The sequence below is a fragment of the Enterobacter sp. JUb54 genome, assembly GCF_014298075.1.
In the GTDB taxonomy this organism is placed as follows: Bacteria; Pseudomonadota; Gammaproteobacteria; order Enterobacterales; family Enterobacteriaceae; genus Klebsiella; species Klebsiella lignicola.
This window is the reverse complement of the sequence record NZ_CP060418.1, coordinates 3,153,675-3,170,005: the sequence shown is the minus strand read 5'-3', so window position 1 is coordinate 3,170,005 and position 16,331 is coordinate 3,153,675. Positions and strand designations below refer to the sequence as shown.

The 16,331-nt window shown below is 54.8% G+C and carries 14 protein-coding genes; 11 read left to right on the top strand and 3 right to left on the bottom strand.

Annotation, left to right across the window (positions count from 1 at the left end):
* Position 1: 1 nt before the first annotated feature.
* The 3 genes from leuB to leuL form a co-directional block, all read right to left on the bottom strand.
* Positions 2-1,093, bottom strand: coding sequence for a 3-isopropylmalate dehydrogenase (gene leuB / locus HF679_RS14585; RefSeq protein WP_123757513.1), 1,092 nt, complete (start codon positions 1,091-1,093; stop codon positions 2-4).
* Entirely contained in the window at positions 1,093-2,664 is a 1,572-nt protein-coding gene (gene leuA / locus HF679_RS14580; protein ID WP_123757512.1) for a 2-isopropylmalate synthase, read from the bottom strand. The genes leuB and leuA overlap by 1 nt, the downstream gene beginning before the upstream one ends.
* 96 nt (positions 2,665-2,760) lie before the next feature.
* A complete protein-coding gene (gene leuL, locus HF679_RS14575; protein ID WP_123757511.1) occupies positions 2,761-2,847 on the bottom strand; it encodes a leu operon leader peptide in 87 nt (28 codons plus the stop codon).
* Positions 2,848-3,462: 615 nt separating this feature from the next.
* Between leuL and leuO the strand changes: the two genes are divergently transcribed.
* From leuO to mraY, 11 genes are all read left to right on the top strand, one after another.
* Positions 3,463-4,428: a transcriptional regulator LeuO gene (gene leuO, locus HF679_RS14570; RefSeq protein ID WP_370453893.1), complete on the top strand. Its 966-nt coding sequence runs from the start codon at positions 3,463-3,465 to the stop codon at positions 4,426-4,428.
* Positions 4,429-4,821: 393 nt separating this feature from the next.
* Entirely contained in the window at positions 4,822-6,546 is a 1,725-nt protein-coding gene (gene ilvI / locus HF679_RS14565) for an acetolactate synthase 3 large subunit (protein ID WP_123757509.1), read from the top strand.
* Between the two features lie 2 nt (positions 6,547-6,548).
* A complete protein-coding gene (gene ilvN, locus HF679_RS14560; protein ID WP_123757508.1) occupies positions 6,549-7,040 on the top strand; it encodes an acetolactate synthase small subunit in 492 nt (163 codons plus the stop codon).
* A gap of 180 nt (positions 7,041-7,220) precedes the next feature.
* On the top strand, positions 7,221-8,225 hold the full coding sequence (gene cra, locus HF679_RS14555) for a catabolite repressor/activator (protein ID WP_123757507.1): 1,005 nt from the start codon (positions 7,221-7,223) through the stop codon (positions 8,223-8,225).
* A 655-nt stretch (positions 8,226-8,880) separates the two neighbouring features.
* On the top strand, positions 8,881-9,339 hold the full coding sequence (gene mraZ, locus HF679_RS14550) for a division/cell wall cluster transcriptional repressor MraZ (RefSeq protein WP_123757506.1): 459 nt from the start codon (positions 8,881-8,883) through the stop codon (positions 9,337-9,339).
* A gap of 1 nt (position 9,340) precedes the next feature.
* Positions 9,341-10,282, top strand: a complete 942-nt coding sequence (rsmH, locus tag HF679_RS14545) for a 16S rRNA (cytosine(1402)-N(4))-methyltransferase RsmH (RefSeq protein ID WP_004857852.1) — start codon at positions 9,341-9,343, stop codon at positions 10,280-10,282.
* Positions 10,279-10,644, top strand: a complete 366-nt coding sequence (ftsL, locus tag HF679_RS14540) for a cell division protein FtsL (RefSeq protein ID WP_123757505.1) — start codon at positions 10,279-10,281, stop codon at positions 10,642-10,644. Before rsmH ends, ftsL begins: the two co-directional genes overlap by 4 nt.
* A gap of 15 nt (positions 10,645-10,659) precedes the next feature.
* A complete protein-coding gene (locus HF679_RS14535) occupies positions 10,660-12,426 on the top strand; it encodes a peptidoglycan glycosyltransferase FtsI (protein WP_123757504.1) in 1,767 nt (588 codons plus the stop codon).
* Positions 12,413-13,900: a UDP-N-acetylmuramoyl-L-alanyl-D-glutamate--2,6-diaminopimelate ligase gene (gene murE, locus HF679_RS14530; protein WP_123757503.1), complete on the top strand. Its 1,488-nt coding sequence runs from the start codon at positions 12,413-12,415 to the stop codon at positions 13,898-13,900. The genes HF679_RS14535 and murE overlap by 14 nt, the downstream gene beginning before the upstream one ends.
* Positions 13,897-15,255, top strand: coding sequence for a UDP-N-acetylmuramoyl-tripeptide--D-alanyl-D-alanine ligase (gene murF / locus HF679_RS14525; protein ID WP_123757502.1), 1,359 nt, complete (start codon positions 13,897-13,899; stop codon positions 15,253-15,255). The genes murE and murF overlap by 4 nt, the downstream gene beginning before the upstream one ends.
* Positions 15,249-16,331, top strand: a complete 1,083-nt coding sequence (gene mraY / locus HF679_RS14520; protein WP_123757501.1) for a phospho-N-acetylmuramoyl-pentapeptide-transferase — start codon at positions 15,249-15,251, stop codon at positions 16,329-16,331. The genes murF and mraY overlap by 7 nt, the downstream gene beginning before the upstream one ends.

The following is a 16,331-nucleotide window of genomic DNA, read 5'->3' as shown; positions in this document are numbered from 1 at the left end:
ATTACACCCCTTCAGCGACATAGCGGGCAATGATATCGCCCATTTCATCGGTACCAACGGCCGCCGTGCCGCGCGCCAGATCGCCGGTGCGGACACCTTCTTCTAATGCACGGTTAATCGCGTTTTCGATAGCGGTTGCTGCGGCTTCGGCATCCAGGCTATAGCGCAGCAGCAGCGCCAGGGAGAGGATCTGCGCGATCGGGTTGGCGATGTTTTTGCCAGCGATATCCGGAGCGGAGCCGCCAGCAGGTTCGTACAGACCAAAACCTTGTTCGTTGAGGCTGGCAGAGGGCAGCATGCCCATCGAGCCGGTGATCATCGCGCATTCGTCAGACAGAATGTCGCCGAACAGGTTGGAGCACAGCAGCACGTCGAACTGGGACGGATCTTTAATCAACTGCATGGTGGCGTTGTCGATGTACATGTGCGACAGCTCAACGTCCGGGTAGGATTTTGCAATCTCGCTGACCACTTCGCGCCACAGAATAGATGACTGCAGCACGTTGGCTTTATCGATAGAAGTGACTTTATGACGACGTTTACGCGCGGACTGGAAAGCGATGTGCGCAATCCGTTCGATTTCGAAGCGATGATAGACTTCGGTATCAAACGCTTTTTCGTGCTGACCGCTGCCTTCGCGACCTTTCGGCTGGCCGAAGTAGATGCCGCCGGTCAGTTCGCGGACGCACAGAATGTCGAAGCCATTAGCGGCGATATCCGCGCGCAGCGGGCAAAACTCTTCCAGCCCCTGGTACAGCTTCGCCGGACGCAGGTTGCTGAACAGTTTGAAGTGTTTACGCAGCGGCAGCAGCGCACCGCGCTCCGGCTGACCGTCTGGCGGCAGGTGTTCCCATTTCGGGCCGCCGACGGAACCGAACAGAATCGCATCGGCCTGCTCGCAGCCTTCCACCGTAGCCTGCGGCAGCGGGGAACCCTGACGGTCGATGGCAGCGCCACCGACATCATATTGGCTGGTGGTAATGCGCATATCAAAACGGGTACGGACAGCTTCCAGTACTTTCATCGCCTGGTTCATGACTTCCGGGCCAATGCCATCACCTGGCAACACAGCAATATGGTAATTCTTCGACATTACACAGTTTCCTTCTTGTTCTCGTTATTTTGAGCTTTGCGTTGCAATTCTTTTTCGACTTCAGCGGCGCGCCAGATGTTGTTCAGAACGTGAATCATCGCCTTCGCGGAGGATTCAACGATATCGGTCGCCAGACCGACGCCATGGAAGCGACGACCGTTGTAGTTCACCACGATGTCGACCTGACCCAGCGCATCTTTACCGTGGCCTTTGGCGCTTAAGCCATATTTAACCAGTTCGATGTCATAGCCGGTGACGCGGTTGATGGCCTGATACACGGCGTCAACCGGACCGTTACCGTTGGCGGCTTCGGCTTTCACTTCATCACCGCAGACCAGCTTGACGGAAGCGGTAGCGATAGCGTTGGAGCCGGACTGGACGCTGAAGTAGTCCATGCGGAAATGTTCTGGCTCTTCCTGCTGCTTGTTAATGAAGGCCAGCGCTTCCAGGTCGTAGTCGAAGACCTGACCTTTTTTGTCCGCCAGCTTCAGGAACGCGTCATACAGGTGATCCATGTTGTAGTCGCTGTCTTTGTAGCCCATCTCTTCCATGCGGTGTTTGACCGCCGCACGGCCGGAGCGGGAGGTCAGGTTCAACTGCACCTGATTCAGGCCGATGGATTCCGGGGTCATGATTTCGTAGTTTTCGCGGTTCTTCAGCACGCCATCCTGGTGGATGCCGGAGGAGTGTGCGAAAGCGCCGGTGCCGACGATGGCTTTGTTGGCCGGAATCGGCATATTGCAAATCTGGCTGACGGTCTGGCTGGTACGCCAGATCTCGTTGTGATTAATGCGGGTACGGACATCCATGATGTCTTTGCGCACTTTAATCGCCATGATCACCTCTTCCAGCGAGCAGTTGCCTGCACGCTCGCCGATGCCGTTCATGGCACCTTCGACCTGACGCGCACCGGCATGGACGGCGGCGATGGCGTTGCCTACGGCCAGACCTAAATCGTCATGGGTGTGCACAGAGATAATGGCTTTGTCGATATTCGGCACGTGGTCGTACAGGCCGGTGATGATGTTGGAGAATTCGAACGGCATGGTGTAGCCGACGGTGTCCGGGATGTTGATTGTCGTTGCACCGGCGTTAATGGCGGCTTCGACCACGCGTGCCAGGTCGGCAATCGGCGTACGGCCCGCATCTTCACAGGAGAACTCGACATCGTCGGTGTAATTGCGTGCGCGTTTGATCATATAGACCGCGCGCTCAATGACCTCATCCAGGGTGCTGCGCAGCTTGGTGGCGATATGCATCGGCGAGGTGGCAATAAAGGTGTGAATACGAAACGCTTCCGCGACCTTTAAGGATTCGGCGGCAACATCAATGTCTTTCTCTACACAGCGCGCCAGGGCACAAACGCGGCTGTTCTTGATGGTGCGCGCGATAGTTTGTACGGATTCGAAGTCGCCAGGGGAGGAAACCGGGAAACCGACTTCCATTACATCAACGCCCATACGCTCGAGGGCTAAGGCAATCTGCAGCTTCTCTTTAACGCTCAGGCTGGCCTGTAACGCTTGCTCACCGTCACGTAAGGTCGTATCGAAAATAATGACTTGCTGGCTCATGGTTTAGATCCTTAATCGGTGTCCTGGGCGCCTTGCTGACGAGCATAAAAAAACCCGCGCAATGGCGCGGGTTTTATAGTCTTGCTGGAAGATGACTTAACGCTGAACGTCGCCCAACAGCCTACCGCGCATAGTGGATGCGTTTAGTAGTAGTAGGCTGATGAAACGAGTAGTGCGAATCATTGCGTCATGCTCCAGATGAAATCGTTATGCTCTTAGAGTTACTGGATACGTCTTTTGATGTCAACCCTTGGACAAGAAAAAGCGCTTTTCGCCGCCGGGATTGATTAGCTAATTGTGCTGATGATGAGGCCTTTTTACCGACGATCGTTTTTCTATCAGCGAGACGGATAAGAAAATTCAAAGTTGTTGGCGAAAGTTATTATCATTCCACACATAGCGCCTGATGGTTTTTGAATGAAGGTATCTTGATGAATGTTATGGAATTATTCTTTCATTGAATATTTCTCCATGGATAACAAAACCTCATCAATGATAATGGAGTGTTAATTTCAGACAGGGTTTCGCTGCATGATTTAATGGCGCTTAAATTATAGTTAACGGATGGTGGTGTTGTTTATCTCTATGGGTTATGAGTACACTTAATATCATAAAGTGAACGATATGGTTATGGCGGTGCGGGATTTTAAGATAATGGCCGTTCAGGTTAACCGCGCTTACTTATAGCGTTTGATATATTCCTAAAATGCATCCGTACCCTTTTGCAAATGACATATGTATGGTAAATGATATTTTCAATACTACTTGCCATGTTTTTTGAAAAGGGAATTTCGCGTAATGGTGGACCTGGATATGATTATTGAAACTGCTGAACCTAAATCCGCCCCTGAGGGGGAAATCGTTAAGCCACAACTCAGAACCGTCGATCTTAATCTATTGACGGTTTTTGATGCCGTCATGCAGGAGCAAAATATTACCCGTGCGGCGCAATCGCTCGGCATGTCTCAGCCCGCAGTGAGTAACGCTGTCGCACGTCTGAAGGTGATGTTTAACGATGAGTTGTTTGTTCGCTATGGGCGGGGGATTCAACCGACTGCACGCGCATTCCAGCTGTTCGGCTCAGTACGTCAGGCGTTGCAACTGGTGCAGAATGAACTTCCGGGCTCTGGTTTTGAACCGGTCAGTAGTGAGCGGGTATTTACGCTGTGCGTCTGTAGTCCTCTGGATAACTATTTGACTTCAATTATTTTTAATAAAGTAAATGCCGTGGCGCCGAATATTCATTTAATTTTTAAGGCTTCACTTAATAAAGATACAGAGCATCATTTACGTTATCAGGAAATTGAATTTGTTATCGGTTATGAAGAGTTTCGTCGCCCGGAGTTTTCCTGTGTGCCATTATTTAAAGATGAAATGGTATTAGTCGCCAGTAATAAACACCCGCGTATTTCTGGTCCGCTATCGGAAACGGATATTTATCAAGAAGAACATGCGGTTGTTGCGCTGGATCGCTTCGCGTCGTTTAGTCTGCCATGGTATAGCTCGGTGAATAAACAGGCGCGCATTGCTTATCAGGGAAATGCGATGGTCAGCGTATTAAATGTGGTGTCGCAAACGAATATGGTCGCGATAGCACCACGCTGGCTGGCGAATGAGCACGCGGAAAAGCTGGGGCTACAGCTATTGCCATTACCGCTGAAGGTAAACAGTCGTACCTGCTATATTTCATGGCATGATGCGGCCGGGAAAGATAAAGGACATCAGTGGATGGAAGAATTGCTGGTGAGCATTTGTCAGCGCTAAATGTTCAGTGACACAAACGGGAGTAACTGCTCTCGCGTTGTGTGACAAAATCCAAAAAATGCAGAATATTATTCTGTTTGCCGCCGGCGGGTCTGCCGAATGCCAGGTGAAAAATGGATGATTTTCTGCCAACAGACTATTTATCCGAGTAATGCCCACGCACGCTTCTGGTTTACGAAGCTTTTAACCACGATTCATATCAAATTGTTATCTTTTATGCTTTTGATGGCCTGTGCGCCTCTGAGGTGGCTAATTGCCTGCCCGTTGGCGAGCAGTTATGGTAATGACACGCAGTCCATTCACCTCAAGGCCGGGCGACGATTCCCGGCCTTGTGCGAACGCGCGGAAATTGACTTCTGCTGTCGTTAAAAACAATAAGCCTGGAGGCAAACCATGGAGATGTTGTCAGGAGCCGAGATGGTCGTCCAATCGCTTGTCGATCAGGGCGTCAAGCAAGTATTCGGTTACCCCGGGGGCGCGGTCCTCGATATCTATGATGCGTTGCATACCCTTGGCGGTATCGACCATATTCTGGTTCGCCACGAGCAGGCGGCGGTGCATATGGCGGACGGCCTTGCTCGTGCGACCGGTGAAGTGGGCGTCGTCCTGGTGACGTCTGGCCCGGGCGCGACCAACGCCATTACCGGCATTGCAACGGCATACATGGATTCCGTCCCGCTGGTGATCCTCTCCGGGCAGGTGGCGACCTCGCTGATTGGTTATGATGCCTTCCAGGAGTGTGACATGGTCGGTATCTCCCGACCGGTTGTGAAACACAGCTTCCTGGTTAAGCAGACGGAAGACATCCCCGGCGTGCTGAAAAAAGCGTTCTGGCTGGCGGCCAGCGGCCGTCCGGGTCCGGTGGTGGTAGATTTACCAAAAGATATCCTCAACCCGGCAAACAAACTGCCGTACGCGTGGCCGGACAGCGTCAGCATGCGTTCCTATAACCCGACCACCAGCGGTCACAAAGGGCAAATCAAGCGCGCCCTGCAGACGCTGGTTGCGGCGAAGCATCCGGTTGTCTATGTCGGCGGCGGGGCGATTAACGCCCAATGCGAGCCGCAGCTGCGTACCCTGGTGGAAAAACTGAACCTGCCGGTGGCCTCGTCGCTGATGGGCCTCGGAGCTTTCCCGGCGACCCATCCGCAGGCGTTAGGCATGCTGGGGATGCACGGTACCTACGAAGCGAATATGACTATGCATCATTCCGACGTGATTTTCGCCGTCGGCGTGCGTTTTGACGATCGCACCACCAACAATCTGGCCAAGTACTGCCCGAATGCCACGGTGCTGCATATTGATATCGATCCTACGTCGATCTCTAAAACGGTGCCGGCGGATGTCCCGATCGTCGGCGATGCCCGTCTGGTGCTGGAACAAATGCTCGAACTGCTGGAGCAGGAAGAGGCGCAACAGCCGCTGGATGAGATCCGCGACTGGTGGCAGCAGATCGAACAGTGGCGCGCGCGTCACTGTCTGCAATACGACACGCAAAGCGACAAGATCAAACCGCAGGCGGTGATCGAGACCATCTGGCGCCTGACCAATGGCGACGCCTATGTGGCGTCCGATGTGGGCCAGCATCAGATGTTCGCCGCGCTTTATTATCCGTTCGACAAACCACGACGTTGGATTAACTCCGGCGGCCTCGGCACGATGGGCTTCGGCTTACCCGCCGCGCTCGGCGTGAAGATGGCTCTGCCGGCGGAGACCGTGGTTTGCGTGACCGGCGATGGCAGCATCCAGATGAATATTCAGGAGCTGTCTACCGCGCTGCAGTACGAGCTGCCGGTGCTGGTGCTGAACCTCAACAACCGCTATCTCGGGATGGTGAAACAGTGGCAGGATATGATCTATTCCGGCCGTCATTCACAATCCTATATGGAGTCGCTACCGGATTTCGTCCGGGTTGCAGAAGCCTATGGCCATGTGGGGATCCGAATCAGCGAACCACAAGAGCTGGAGTCTAAGCTGGCCGAGGCGCTGGAGCAGGTGCGTAATAACCGTCTGGTCTTCGTGGATGTGATGGTCGATGGCAGCGAGCATGTGTATCCCATGCATATCCGCGGCGGCGGCATGGATGAGATGTGGTTGAGCAAAACGGAGAGAACCTGATTATGCGCCGGATATTATCTGTATTACTGGAAAACGAATCGGGCGCCTTGTCGCGCGTCATCGGGCTCTTTGCGCAGCGCGGATACAACATTGAAAGCCTGACGGTGGCGCCGACAGACGATCCAACGCTCTCCAGAATGACCATTCAGACCGTCGGCGACGAGAAAGCGATCGAGCAGATTGAAAAGCAGCTGCATAAGCTGGTGGATGTGCTGCGCGTCAGCGAACTCGGGCAGAACTCGCACGTTGAGCGTGAAATCATGCTGGTGAAGGTGCAGGCGAGCGGTTTTGGCCGGGAAGAGGTGAAACGCAACACGGAAATTTTCCGTGGGCAGATCATCGATGTGACCCCGTCGATTTATACCGTTCAGCTGGTGGGCACCAGCGATAAACTGGATGCCTTCCTCGCTTCACTGCGTGACGTGGCGCGAATCGTCGAAGTGGCACGATCGGGTGTCGTCGGGCTGTCGCGCGGCGACAAAATAATGCGCTGAGTCCCTGAAACTGACGTAAAAATAGCCCGACACAATTTGTCGGGTTATTTTTTTGCGAAATCGGTAGGAACTGTAGACAAAACCGGTTGCCGCGCTAACTATTCTGCGTTTAGATGTTATCAAAATGAATCCATAGCTGAAGAAAGGTTATGTTCCGTACTTATTACCCAAGGGGCAATTGTGAAACTGGATGAAATCGCCCGGCTGGCCGGTGTCTCGCGAACCACCGCTAGCTATGTGATTAACGGTAAAGCGAAGCAGTACCGCGTGAGCGACAAAACGGTCGAAAAAGTGATGGCCGTTGTTCGTGAACATAACTATCACCCAAATGCGGTTGCTGCTGGCTTACGTGCAGGACGCACGCGTTCTATTGGCCTGGTTATTCCCGATCTGGAAAATACCAGCTATACCCGCATTGCTAACTACCTGGAGCGTCAGGCGCGTCAGCGCGGCTATCAGTTGCTGATTGCCTGCTCGGAAGATCAGCCTGACAACGAAATGCGCTGTATCGAGCATCTGCTACAGCGCCAGGTGGATGCGATTATCGTCTCGACGTCACTTCCACCAGAGCATCCGTTCTATCAGCGCTGGGCGAACGATCCCTTCCCGATTGTCGCCCTGGACCGCGCGCTCGATCGTGAACACTTCACCAGCGTGGTGGGTGCCGATCAGGATGATGCGGAAATGCTTGCCGCCGAACTGCGTAAGTTCCCGGGTGAAAGCGTCCTGTATCTTGGTGCCTTACCGGAGCTGTCGGTGAGCTTCCTGCGTGAGCAGGGCTTCCGCACCGCGTGGAATGACGATCCGCGTGAAGTCCAGTATCTGTACGCCAACAGCTTTGAACGCGAAGCGGCGGCACAGCTGTTCGAAAAATGGCTCGAGACACACCCGATGCCGGAAGCGCTGTTTACGACGTCGTTCCCGCTGCTGCAGGGGGTGATGGATGTGACTTTACGTCGCGAAGGCAAGCTGCCATCGGAACTGGCAATTGCGACCTTCGGCGATAATGAGCTGCTGGATTTCCTGCAGTGTCCGGTACTGGCCGTGGCCCAGCGCCATCGCGATGTCGCCGAACGCGTGCTGGAGATTGTCCTCGCCAGCCTTGACGAACCGCGTAAGCCGAAACCGGGATTAAGCCGTATTCGCCGTAATCTGTATCGTCGTGGCAGCCTGAATCGTCGTTAAGGCATCCGCATCCAGGATTATTCTTATAATAAAAGTAAGGATAATTGACGCATCGCTCGCCAGACGAAGAACGTCTGGCGATAATCCGTACAGCTTTACCCTGAAACAGTAAAATGAAATCGCTTTCAGACAAATCCCTAAACTTCTTTACGCATTATTTTGTTTTATTCTGGAGTTGGGGATTTCTGGCATCTGCTGGCTATAAAAAAAGATAAATTGGCCTTTATTTGTATTATTTTGTTACATTCATTAAGTTAATCGCTGAATTAACAATCATTTCACGCCGTAATCAGACTCGTTTCGCTCCGCACCCGCAGCAAGCGCACCTCTCCGACAGCAACAGGCACTGTTAACGGACATCATAATGGCCTAAAATGCCGCTCGCGTCGCAAACTGACACTTTATATTTTCCCGCCGAAGATATTTTGTTGCTTTTTACTGTTACGAATTTGTTGGTTGTTTTCTTACACGTATTCATAACGTTAATTTGCCTCGTTTGTTGATGATTATTTCATCAGGCCTAATATCGGCTGCAAATAATGGGTTTTTGAGCTCCGTTGGTATTCGTGCTGGCTTGACAAGCTTTTCCTCCGCTCCGTAAACTCCTTCTGGTGGGAATTTGTGGGTTAAAGTGGCGAAAAGGGGTGAGGCTGGCATGTTCCGTGGGGCAACGTTAGTCAATCTCGACAGCAAAGGCCGTCTGGCCGTACCGACGCGATACCGCGACGGGCTGATCGAAGACGCTTCCGGTCAACTGGTATGTACCATTGACATTCATCACCCGTGCCTGCTGCTTTACCCCTTGCCTGAATGGGAAATCATCGAGCAAAAATTGTCGCGTTTATCGAGCATGAATCCCGTTGAGCGACGCGTACAGCGTCTGCTGTTGGGTCATGCCAGCGAATGTCAGATGGATAATGCCGGGCGTCTGTTGATTGCTCCGGTGTTACGGCAACATGCCGGGCTGACAAAAGAAGTGATGCTGGTCGGACAGTTCAATAAGTTTGAACTGTGGGATGAAACGACCTGGTATCAACGGGTCAAGGAAGATATCGACGCTGAGCAGTCCGCTACCGGGGAGCTATCGGAGCGACTGCAGGATTTGTCTCTATAAGATGATGGAAAATTTTAAACACACTACGGTACTGCTGGATGAAGCCGTTAATGGCCTGAATATTCGTCCTGATGGTATCTACATTGATGGGACCTTTGGTCGCGGCGGACACTCGCGTCTGATCCTTTCCCAACTGGGGGCGGAAGGACGGCTGCTGGCTATCGATCGCGATCCGCAGGCTATCGCGGTGGCGAAGACCATTGATGATCCCCGCTTTTCCATCGTACATGGACCTTTCTCTGCGCTGGCTGACTATGTAAGTGAGCGCGGACTAACTGGCAAGATCGACGGGATTCTTCTCGATCTTGGCGTCTCTTCACCGCAACTTGATGACGCAGAACGCGGCTTCTCGTTTATGCGCGATGGCCCGCTGGATATGCGCATGGATCCGACGCGCGGTCAGTCAGCCGCTGAATGGCTGCAGACTGCCGACGAAGCCGATATCGCCTGGGTGATCAAAACCTTTGGCGAAGAGCGTTTCGGTAAGCGCATTGCCCGCGCCATCGTTGAGCGTAACCGCATCGAACCCATGACCCGCACCAAAGAGCTGGCGGAAGTGGTAACGGCGGCAACGCCGGTGAAGGACAAATTCAAACATCCCGCGACCCGTACCTTCCAGGCGGTGCGCATTTGGGTGAACAGTGAACTGGAGGAGATAGAGCAGGCGCTAAAAAGCTCGCTCAGCGTGCTGGCCCCAGGCGGGCGGCTGTCGATCATCAGTTTCCACTCGCTGGAAGACCGTATTGTGAAACGCTTTATGCGTGAACAAAGCCGCGGTCCGCAGGTTCCGGCAGGGTTACCGATGACCGAAGAGCAGCTCAAAAAACTGGGCGGCCGTGAGTTACGAGCACTAGGCAAGTTGATGCCGGGCGAAGAAGAGGTGGCAGAGAATCCACGGGCCCGTAGTTCAGTTCTGCGTATTGCAGAGAGGACGAACGCATGATCGGCAGAGTGACAGAAGCCTTAAGCAAAGTTAAAGGATCGTTAGGAAGCAACGAGCGTCATGCCTTGCCTGGCGTCATCGGAGACGATCTTCTGCGGTATGGGAAGCTGCCACTCTGTCTGTTCATTTGCATCATCATTACGGCGATTACCGTGGTGACGACGGCGCACCATACCCGTCTGTTAACCGCGCAGCGCGAGCAGCTAGTTCTGGAACGTGACGCGCTGGATATTGAATGGCGAAACCTGATCCTCGAAGAGAACGCGCTCGGCGATCACAGTCGGGTTGAGCGGATCGCGACGGAGAAGTTGCAGATGCAACACGTCGATCCATCACAAGAAAATATCGTTGTACAAAAATAAGGATTATTGCGACGCATGAAAGCAGCGCCGAAAACGCTAAAACCAAAACGTCAGGAAGAACAGGCCAACTTTATCAGTTGGCGTTTTGCGTTGCTGTGCGGCTGTATTCTGCTGGCTCTGACTTTCCTGCTGGGCCGCGTGGCCTGGCTCCAGGTGATCAGCCCGGACATGCTGGTTCGTCAGGGCGACATGCGTTCTCTACGCGTGCAGGAGGTCTCTACCGCGCGTGGCTTGATTACTGACCGCTCCGGTCGTCCGCTGGCGGTGAGCGTGCCGGTGAAGGCCATCTGGGCCGACCCGAAAGAGCTGCACGAAGCGGGTGGCGTCAGCATTGATAATCGCTGGAAAGCGCTGGCTGATGCGTTAAACATGCCGCTGGACCAGCTGGCATCACGTATTAATACCAATCCGCGGATGCGCTTTATCTACCTGGCGCGTCAGGTTAACCCGGACATGGCGGATTACATCAAGAAGCTTAAGCTACCGGGCATCCATATGCGCGAAGAGTCGCGCCGTTACTACCCGTCAGGTGAAGTTACCGCTCACCTCATTGGCTTCACTAACGTGGATAGCCAGGGGATTGAAGGCGTTGAGAAGAGCTTTGACAAATGGCTTACCGGCCAGCCTGGCGAGCGTATCGTGCGTAAAGACCGCTATGGCCGCGTCATTGAAGATATCTCTTCAACCGACAGCCAGGCGGCGCATAACCTGGCGTTAAGCATCGATGAGCGTCTGCAGGCCCTGGTCTACCGCGAACTGAACAATGCCGTGGCGTTTAACAAAGCGGAATCGGGAAGCGCCGTGCTGGTGGACGTCAGCACCGGTGAAGTACTGGCGATGGCCAACAGCCCGTCATACAACCCGAACAATTTCTCTGGTACCGCCAAAGACATCATGCGTAACCGCGCCATTACCGACGTGTTTGAACCAGGTTCTACGGTCAAGCCGATGGTGGTGATGACCGCGTTGCAGCGCGGGATTGTGAACGAAAATACCGTACTGAATACCATTCCCTACCGAATTAACGGCCACGAGATTAAAGACGTGGCGCGCTACAGTGAATTGACCCTGACCGGGGTACTACAGAAGTCGAGTAACGTCGGTGTTTCCAAGCTGGCGTTAGCGATGCCGTCCTCAGCGTTAGTAGATACTTACTCACGTTTTGGGCTCGGAAAAGCGACCAATTTGGGGTTGGTCGGAGAACGCAGTGGCTTATACCCTCAAAAACAACGGTGGTCTGACATAGAGAGGGCCACCTTTTCTTTCGGCTACGGGCTAATGGTAACGCCGTTACAGTTAGCGCGAGTCTACGCAACGATTGGCAGCTATGGCATCTATCGCCCGCTGTCGATCACCAAAGTTGATCCGCCGGTTCCCGGTGAGCGTGTGTTCCCGGAACCTCTCGTTCGTACTGTTGTGCACATGATGGAAAGCGTGGCGCTGCCCGGTGGCGGGGGCGTGAAGGCGGCGATCAAAGGTTACCGCATTGCCATCAAGACCGGTACCGCGAAAAAAGTGGGGCCGGATGGCCGCTATATCAACAAATATATTGCTTACACCGCAGGCGTTGCGCCAGCCAGTCACCCGCGCTTTGCGTTGGTGGTGGTGATCAACGATCCGCAGGCGGGTAAATACTACGGCGGCGCCGTTTCCGCGCCGGTCTTTGGTGCCATCATGGGTGGCGTTCTGCGCACCATGAACATCGAGCCGGACGCGCTGGCAACGGGCGAAAAAAGTGAATTTGTGATTAATCAAGGCGAGGGAACAGGTGGCAGATCGTAATTTGCGCGACCTTCTCGCTCCGTGGGTGCCAAATGCGCCGGAGCGAATTCTGCGAGAAATGACGCTGGACAGCCGGGTGGCTGCTTCCGGCGATCTCTTTATCGCGGTTTTGGGTCATCAGGCGGACGGGCGTCGTTATATCCCGCAGGCGATAGCGCAAGGTGTTGCTGCCATTATTGCTGAGGCCAAAGATGAGGCTGAAGACGGCGAAATCCGTGAGATGCACGGCGTGCCGGTGATTTATCTCAGCCAACTCAATGAGCGCTTATCGGCGCTGGCCGGGCGTTTTTACCATCAGCCTTCGGCGCAATTGCGTCTGGTAGGCGTCACCGGAACCAACGGTAAAACCACCACCACTCAACTGCTGGCGCAGTGGGCCAAACTGCTTGGCGATACCAGCGCGGTGATGGGAACGGTTGGTAATGGCCTTCTGGATAAAGTCATTCCGACGGAAAACACCACCGGTTCTGCGGTCGATGTGCAGCATGTGCTTTCCGGCCTCGCAGGGCAGGGGGCAACGTTTGCCGCCATGGAAGTCTCTTCCCACGGTCTGGTGCAGCATCGCGTAGCGGCGCTGCAGTTTGCCGCCTCGGTCTTTACTAACCTGAGCCGCGATCACCTCGATTATCACGGCGATATGGAACATTACGAAGCGGCAAAATGGCTGCTTTACTCCACGCACCACTTCGGTCAGGCGATTGTCAACGCGGACGATGAAGTGGGCCGCCGCTGGCTGGCGAAGCTGCCGGACGCGGTCGCGGTGTCGATGGAAGATCATATTAACCCGAACTGCCACGGCCGCTGGCTGAAGGCGACGGCGGTGAACTATCACGACAGCGGAGCGACAATTCAGTTTGATTCCAGCTGGGGCAAGGGCGAAATAGAGAGCCGCCTGATGGGCGCCTTTAACGTCAGCAACCTGCTGCTGGCGCTGGCAACGCTGCTGGCGCTGGGTTATCCGCTGGACGAACTGCTGAACTCGGCATCTCGTCTGCAGCCGGTCTGTGGGCGTATGGAAGTGTTCAGCGCGCCGGGCAAACCGACCGTCGTTGTGGATTATGCCCATACCCCGGATGCGCTGGAAAAAGCGCTGCAGGCGGCGCGTTTGCACTGTAACGGTAAGCTGTGGTGCGTCTTTGGCTGCGGCGGCGATCGTGACAAAGGCAAACGTCCTCTGATGGGGGCCATTGCCGAAGAGTTTGCCGACATTGTCGTCGTGACCGATGACAACCCGCGTACCGAAGAGCCCCAGGCGATCATCAGCGATATTCTCGCCGGGATGCTTGATGCCGGGCACGCGAAAGTGAAAGAGGGCCGGGCTGAAGCGGTGACCAACGCCGTGATGCAGGCACAAGAGGGTGATGTGGTCCTGGTGGCCGGGAAAGGCCATGAGGACTACCAGATTGTTGGCAATCGTCGCCTTGACTACTCCGATCGCGTCACCGTGGCCCGTCTGCTGGGAGCGGTAGCATGATTCGCTTTACGTTAAGCCAGCTCGCCGACATCACGCACGGCGAATTGCACGGTGGCGATCTGGCCATCGATGAAGTGACCTCGGACACCCGCAAGATCACCAAAGGCTGCCTGTTTGTGGCGCTGAAGGGCGAGCGTTTCGATGCTCACGACTTTGCAGAGCAGGCGAAGCAGGCCGGCGCGGGTGCGCTGCTGGTGAGTCGCCGCCTGGCATGTGATTTACCGCAGGTTGTCGTGAACGATACCCGCCTGGCCTTTGGCGAACTGGCTGCATGGGTGCGCCAGCAGGTGCCGGCGCGCGTCGTGGCGCTGACCGGTTCCTCCGGGAAAACGTCGGTGAAAGAGATGACCGCGGCGATCCTGAGCCAGTGCGGTAATACCCTGTATACCGCCGGTAACCTGAATAACGACATCGGTGTGCCGATGACGCTGCTGCGTCTGACCAAAGAACATGATTATGCGGTGATCGAATTAGGCGCTAATCATCAGGGCGAAATTGCCTGGACCGTCAGCCTGACGCGTCCGGAAGCCGCGCTGGTCAACAACCTGGCCGCCGCGCACCTCGAAGGTTTCGGTTCGCTGGCCGGAGTGGCAAAAGCGAAAGGCGAAATCTTTACCGGTCTGCCTGAAAACGGCATCGCTATCCTCAATGCCGACAATAACGACTGGCTGAACTGGCAAGCGGTTATCGGCGCACGCAAAGTCTGGCGCTTCTCGCCTGACGCGGCGCAGAGCGACTTTACCGCCACCAATATCCATATCACCAGCCACGGCACCGAATTTACCATGCAAACCCCGGTAGGGAGCGTCGATGTCCTGCTGCCGTTGCCGGGCCGCCACAATATCGCTAATGCGCTGGCAGCAACTTCGCTGGCGATGGCGGTGGGTGCCGATCTCAGCGCGGTGAAAGCCGGTCTGGCGCAGCTGAAAGCGGTGCCGGGGCGTCTGTTCCCGATTGCGCTCACCGAAACTCAACTGCTGCTCGATGACTCCTATAACGCCAACGTCGGTTCGATGACCGCCGCGGTGCAGGTGCTCTCCGAGATGCCGGGTTACCGCGTTCTGGTCGTTGGCGATATGGCTGAACTGGGTGCAGAAAGCGAAGCTTGTCATCGCCAGGTCGGCGAGGCGGCGAAAGCTGCAGGGATTGACCGTGTCCTCAGCACCGGCGTGCTGAGCGCAGAAATTAGTCGCGCCAGCGGCGCAGGTGAACACCTTAGCGATAAAGCATCGCTGGTGGCGCGTCTGCGCGAACTGACGTCAGAACACAAGATCATCACCATTTTAGTGAAGGGTTCACGTAGTGCCGCCATGGAAGAGGTAGTACGCGCATTACAGGAGAATGGAACATGTTAGTATGGCTGGCCGAACATCTGGTCAAATATTATTCCGGCTTTAACGTCTTTTCCTATCTGACGTTTCGCGCCATCGTCAGCCTGCTGACCGCGCTGTTCATCTCGTTGTGGATGGGCCCGCGCATGATCGCCCGTCTGCAAAAACTCTCTTTCGGCCAGGTCGTACGTAACGACGGTCCGGAATCTCACTTCAGTAAACGCGGTACCCCGACCATGGGGGGGATCATGATCCTCACCGCGATTGTGGTTTCGGTACTGCTGTGGGCCTACCCCTCCAACCCGTATGTGTGGTGCGTTCTGACGGTACTGATTGGCTACGGCATTATCGGTTTCGTCGATGACTACCGCAAAGTGGTGCGCAAAGACACCAAAGGGCTGATCGCCCGCTGGAAGTACTTCTGGATGTCGGTAATCGCGCTGGGCGTTTCGTTTGCGCTGTACATGGCCGGAAAAGATACGCCAGCGACTCAGCTGGTTGTGCCGTTCTTTAAAGACATCATGCCGCAGCTGGGGATCCTCTACATCCTGCTGGCCTACTTCGTGATTGTCGGCACCGGTAACGCGGTCAACCTGACCGATGGCCTTGATGGCCTGGCAATTATGCCAACCGTATTCGTGGCCGCGGGCTTTGCGCTGGTGGCATGGGCAACGGGTAACATGAACTTTGCCAACTACCTGCACATTCCGTATCTACGACATGCTGGTGAACTGGTTATCGTCTGTACGGCGATTGTCGGCGCGGGACTGGGCTTCTTATGGTTCAACACCTACCCGGCACAGGTCTTTATGGGCGATGTCGGATCGCTGGCACTGGGCGGCGCGCTGGGTATTATCGCCGTGCTGCTGCGCCAGGAGTTCCTGCTGGTCATTATGGGTGGCGTGTTCGTGGTGGAGACCCTGTCGGTCATTCTGCAGGTCGGCTCCTTTAAGCTGCGCGGTCAGCGCATCTTCCGTATGGCGCCGATTCATCACCACTATGAACTGAAAGGCTGGCCGGAGCCGCGCGTGATCGTGCGCTTCTGGATTATTTCGCTGATGCTGGTGCTGATTGGCCTGGCGACGCTGAAGGTACGTTAA

Coding starts and splice junctions, on each gene's coding strand:
- leuB (WP_123757513.1), bottom strand. CDS start 1,093: ATGTCGAAGAATTACCATATTGCTGTGTTGCCAGGTGATGGCATTGGC.
- leuA (WP_123757512.1), bottom strand. CDS start 2,664: ATGAGCCAGCAAGTCATTATTTTCGATACGACCTTACGTGACGGTGAG.
- leuL (WP_123757511.1), bottom strand. CDS start 2,847: ATGATTCGCACTACTCGTTTCATCAGCCTACTACTACTAAACGCATCC.
- leuO (WP_370453893.1), top strand. CDS start 3,463: ATGGTGGACCTGGATATGATTATTGAAACTGCTGAACCTAAATCCGCC.
- ilvI (WP_123757509.1), top strand. CDS start 4,822: ATGGAGATGTTGTCAGGAGCCGAGATGGTCGTCCAATCGCTTGTCGAT.
- ilvN (WP_123757508.1), top strand. CDS start 6,549: ATGCGCCGGATATTATCTGTATTACTGGAAAACGAATCGGGCGCCTTG.
- mraZ (WP_123757506.1), top strand. CDS start 8,881: ATGTTCCGTGGGGCAACGTTAGTCAATCTCGACAGCAAAGGCCGTCTG.
- rsmH (WP_004857852.1), top strand. CDS start 9,341: ATGATGGAAAATTTTAAACACACTACGGTACTGCTGGATGAAGCCGTT.
- ftsL (WP_123757505.1), top strand. CDS start 10,279: ATGATCGGCAGAGTGACAGAAGCCTTAAGCAAAGTTAAAGGATCGTTA.
- HF679_RS14535 (WP_123757504.1), top strand. CDS start 10,660: ATGAAAGCAGCGCCGAAAACGCTAAAACCAAAACGTCAGGAAGAACAG.
- murF (WP_123757502.1), top strand. CDS start 13,897: ATGATTCGCTTTACGTTAAGCCAGCTCGCCGACATCACGCACGGCGAA.
- mraY (WP_123757501.1), top strand. CDS start 15,249: ATGTTAGTATGGCTGGCCGAACATCTGGTCAAATATTATTCCGGCTTT.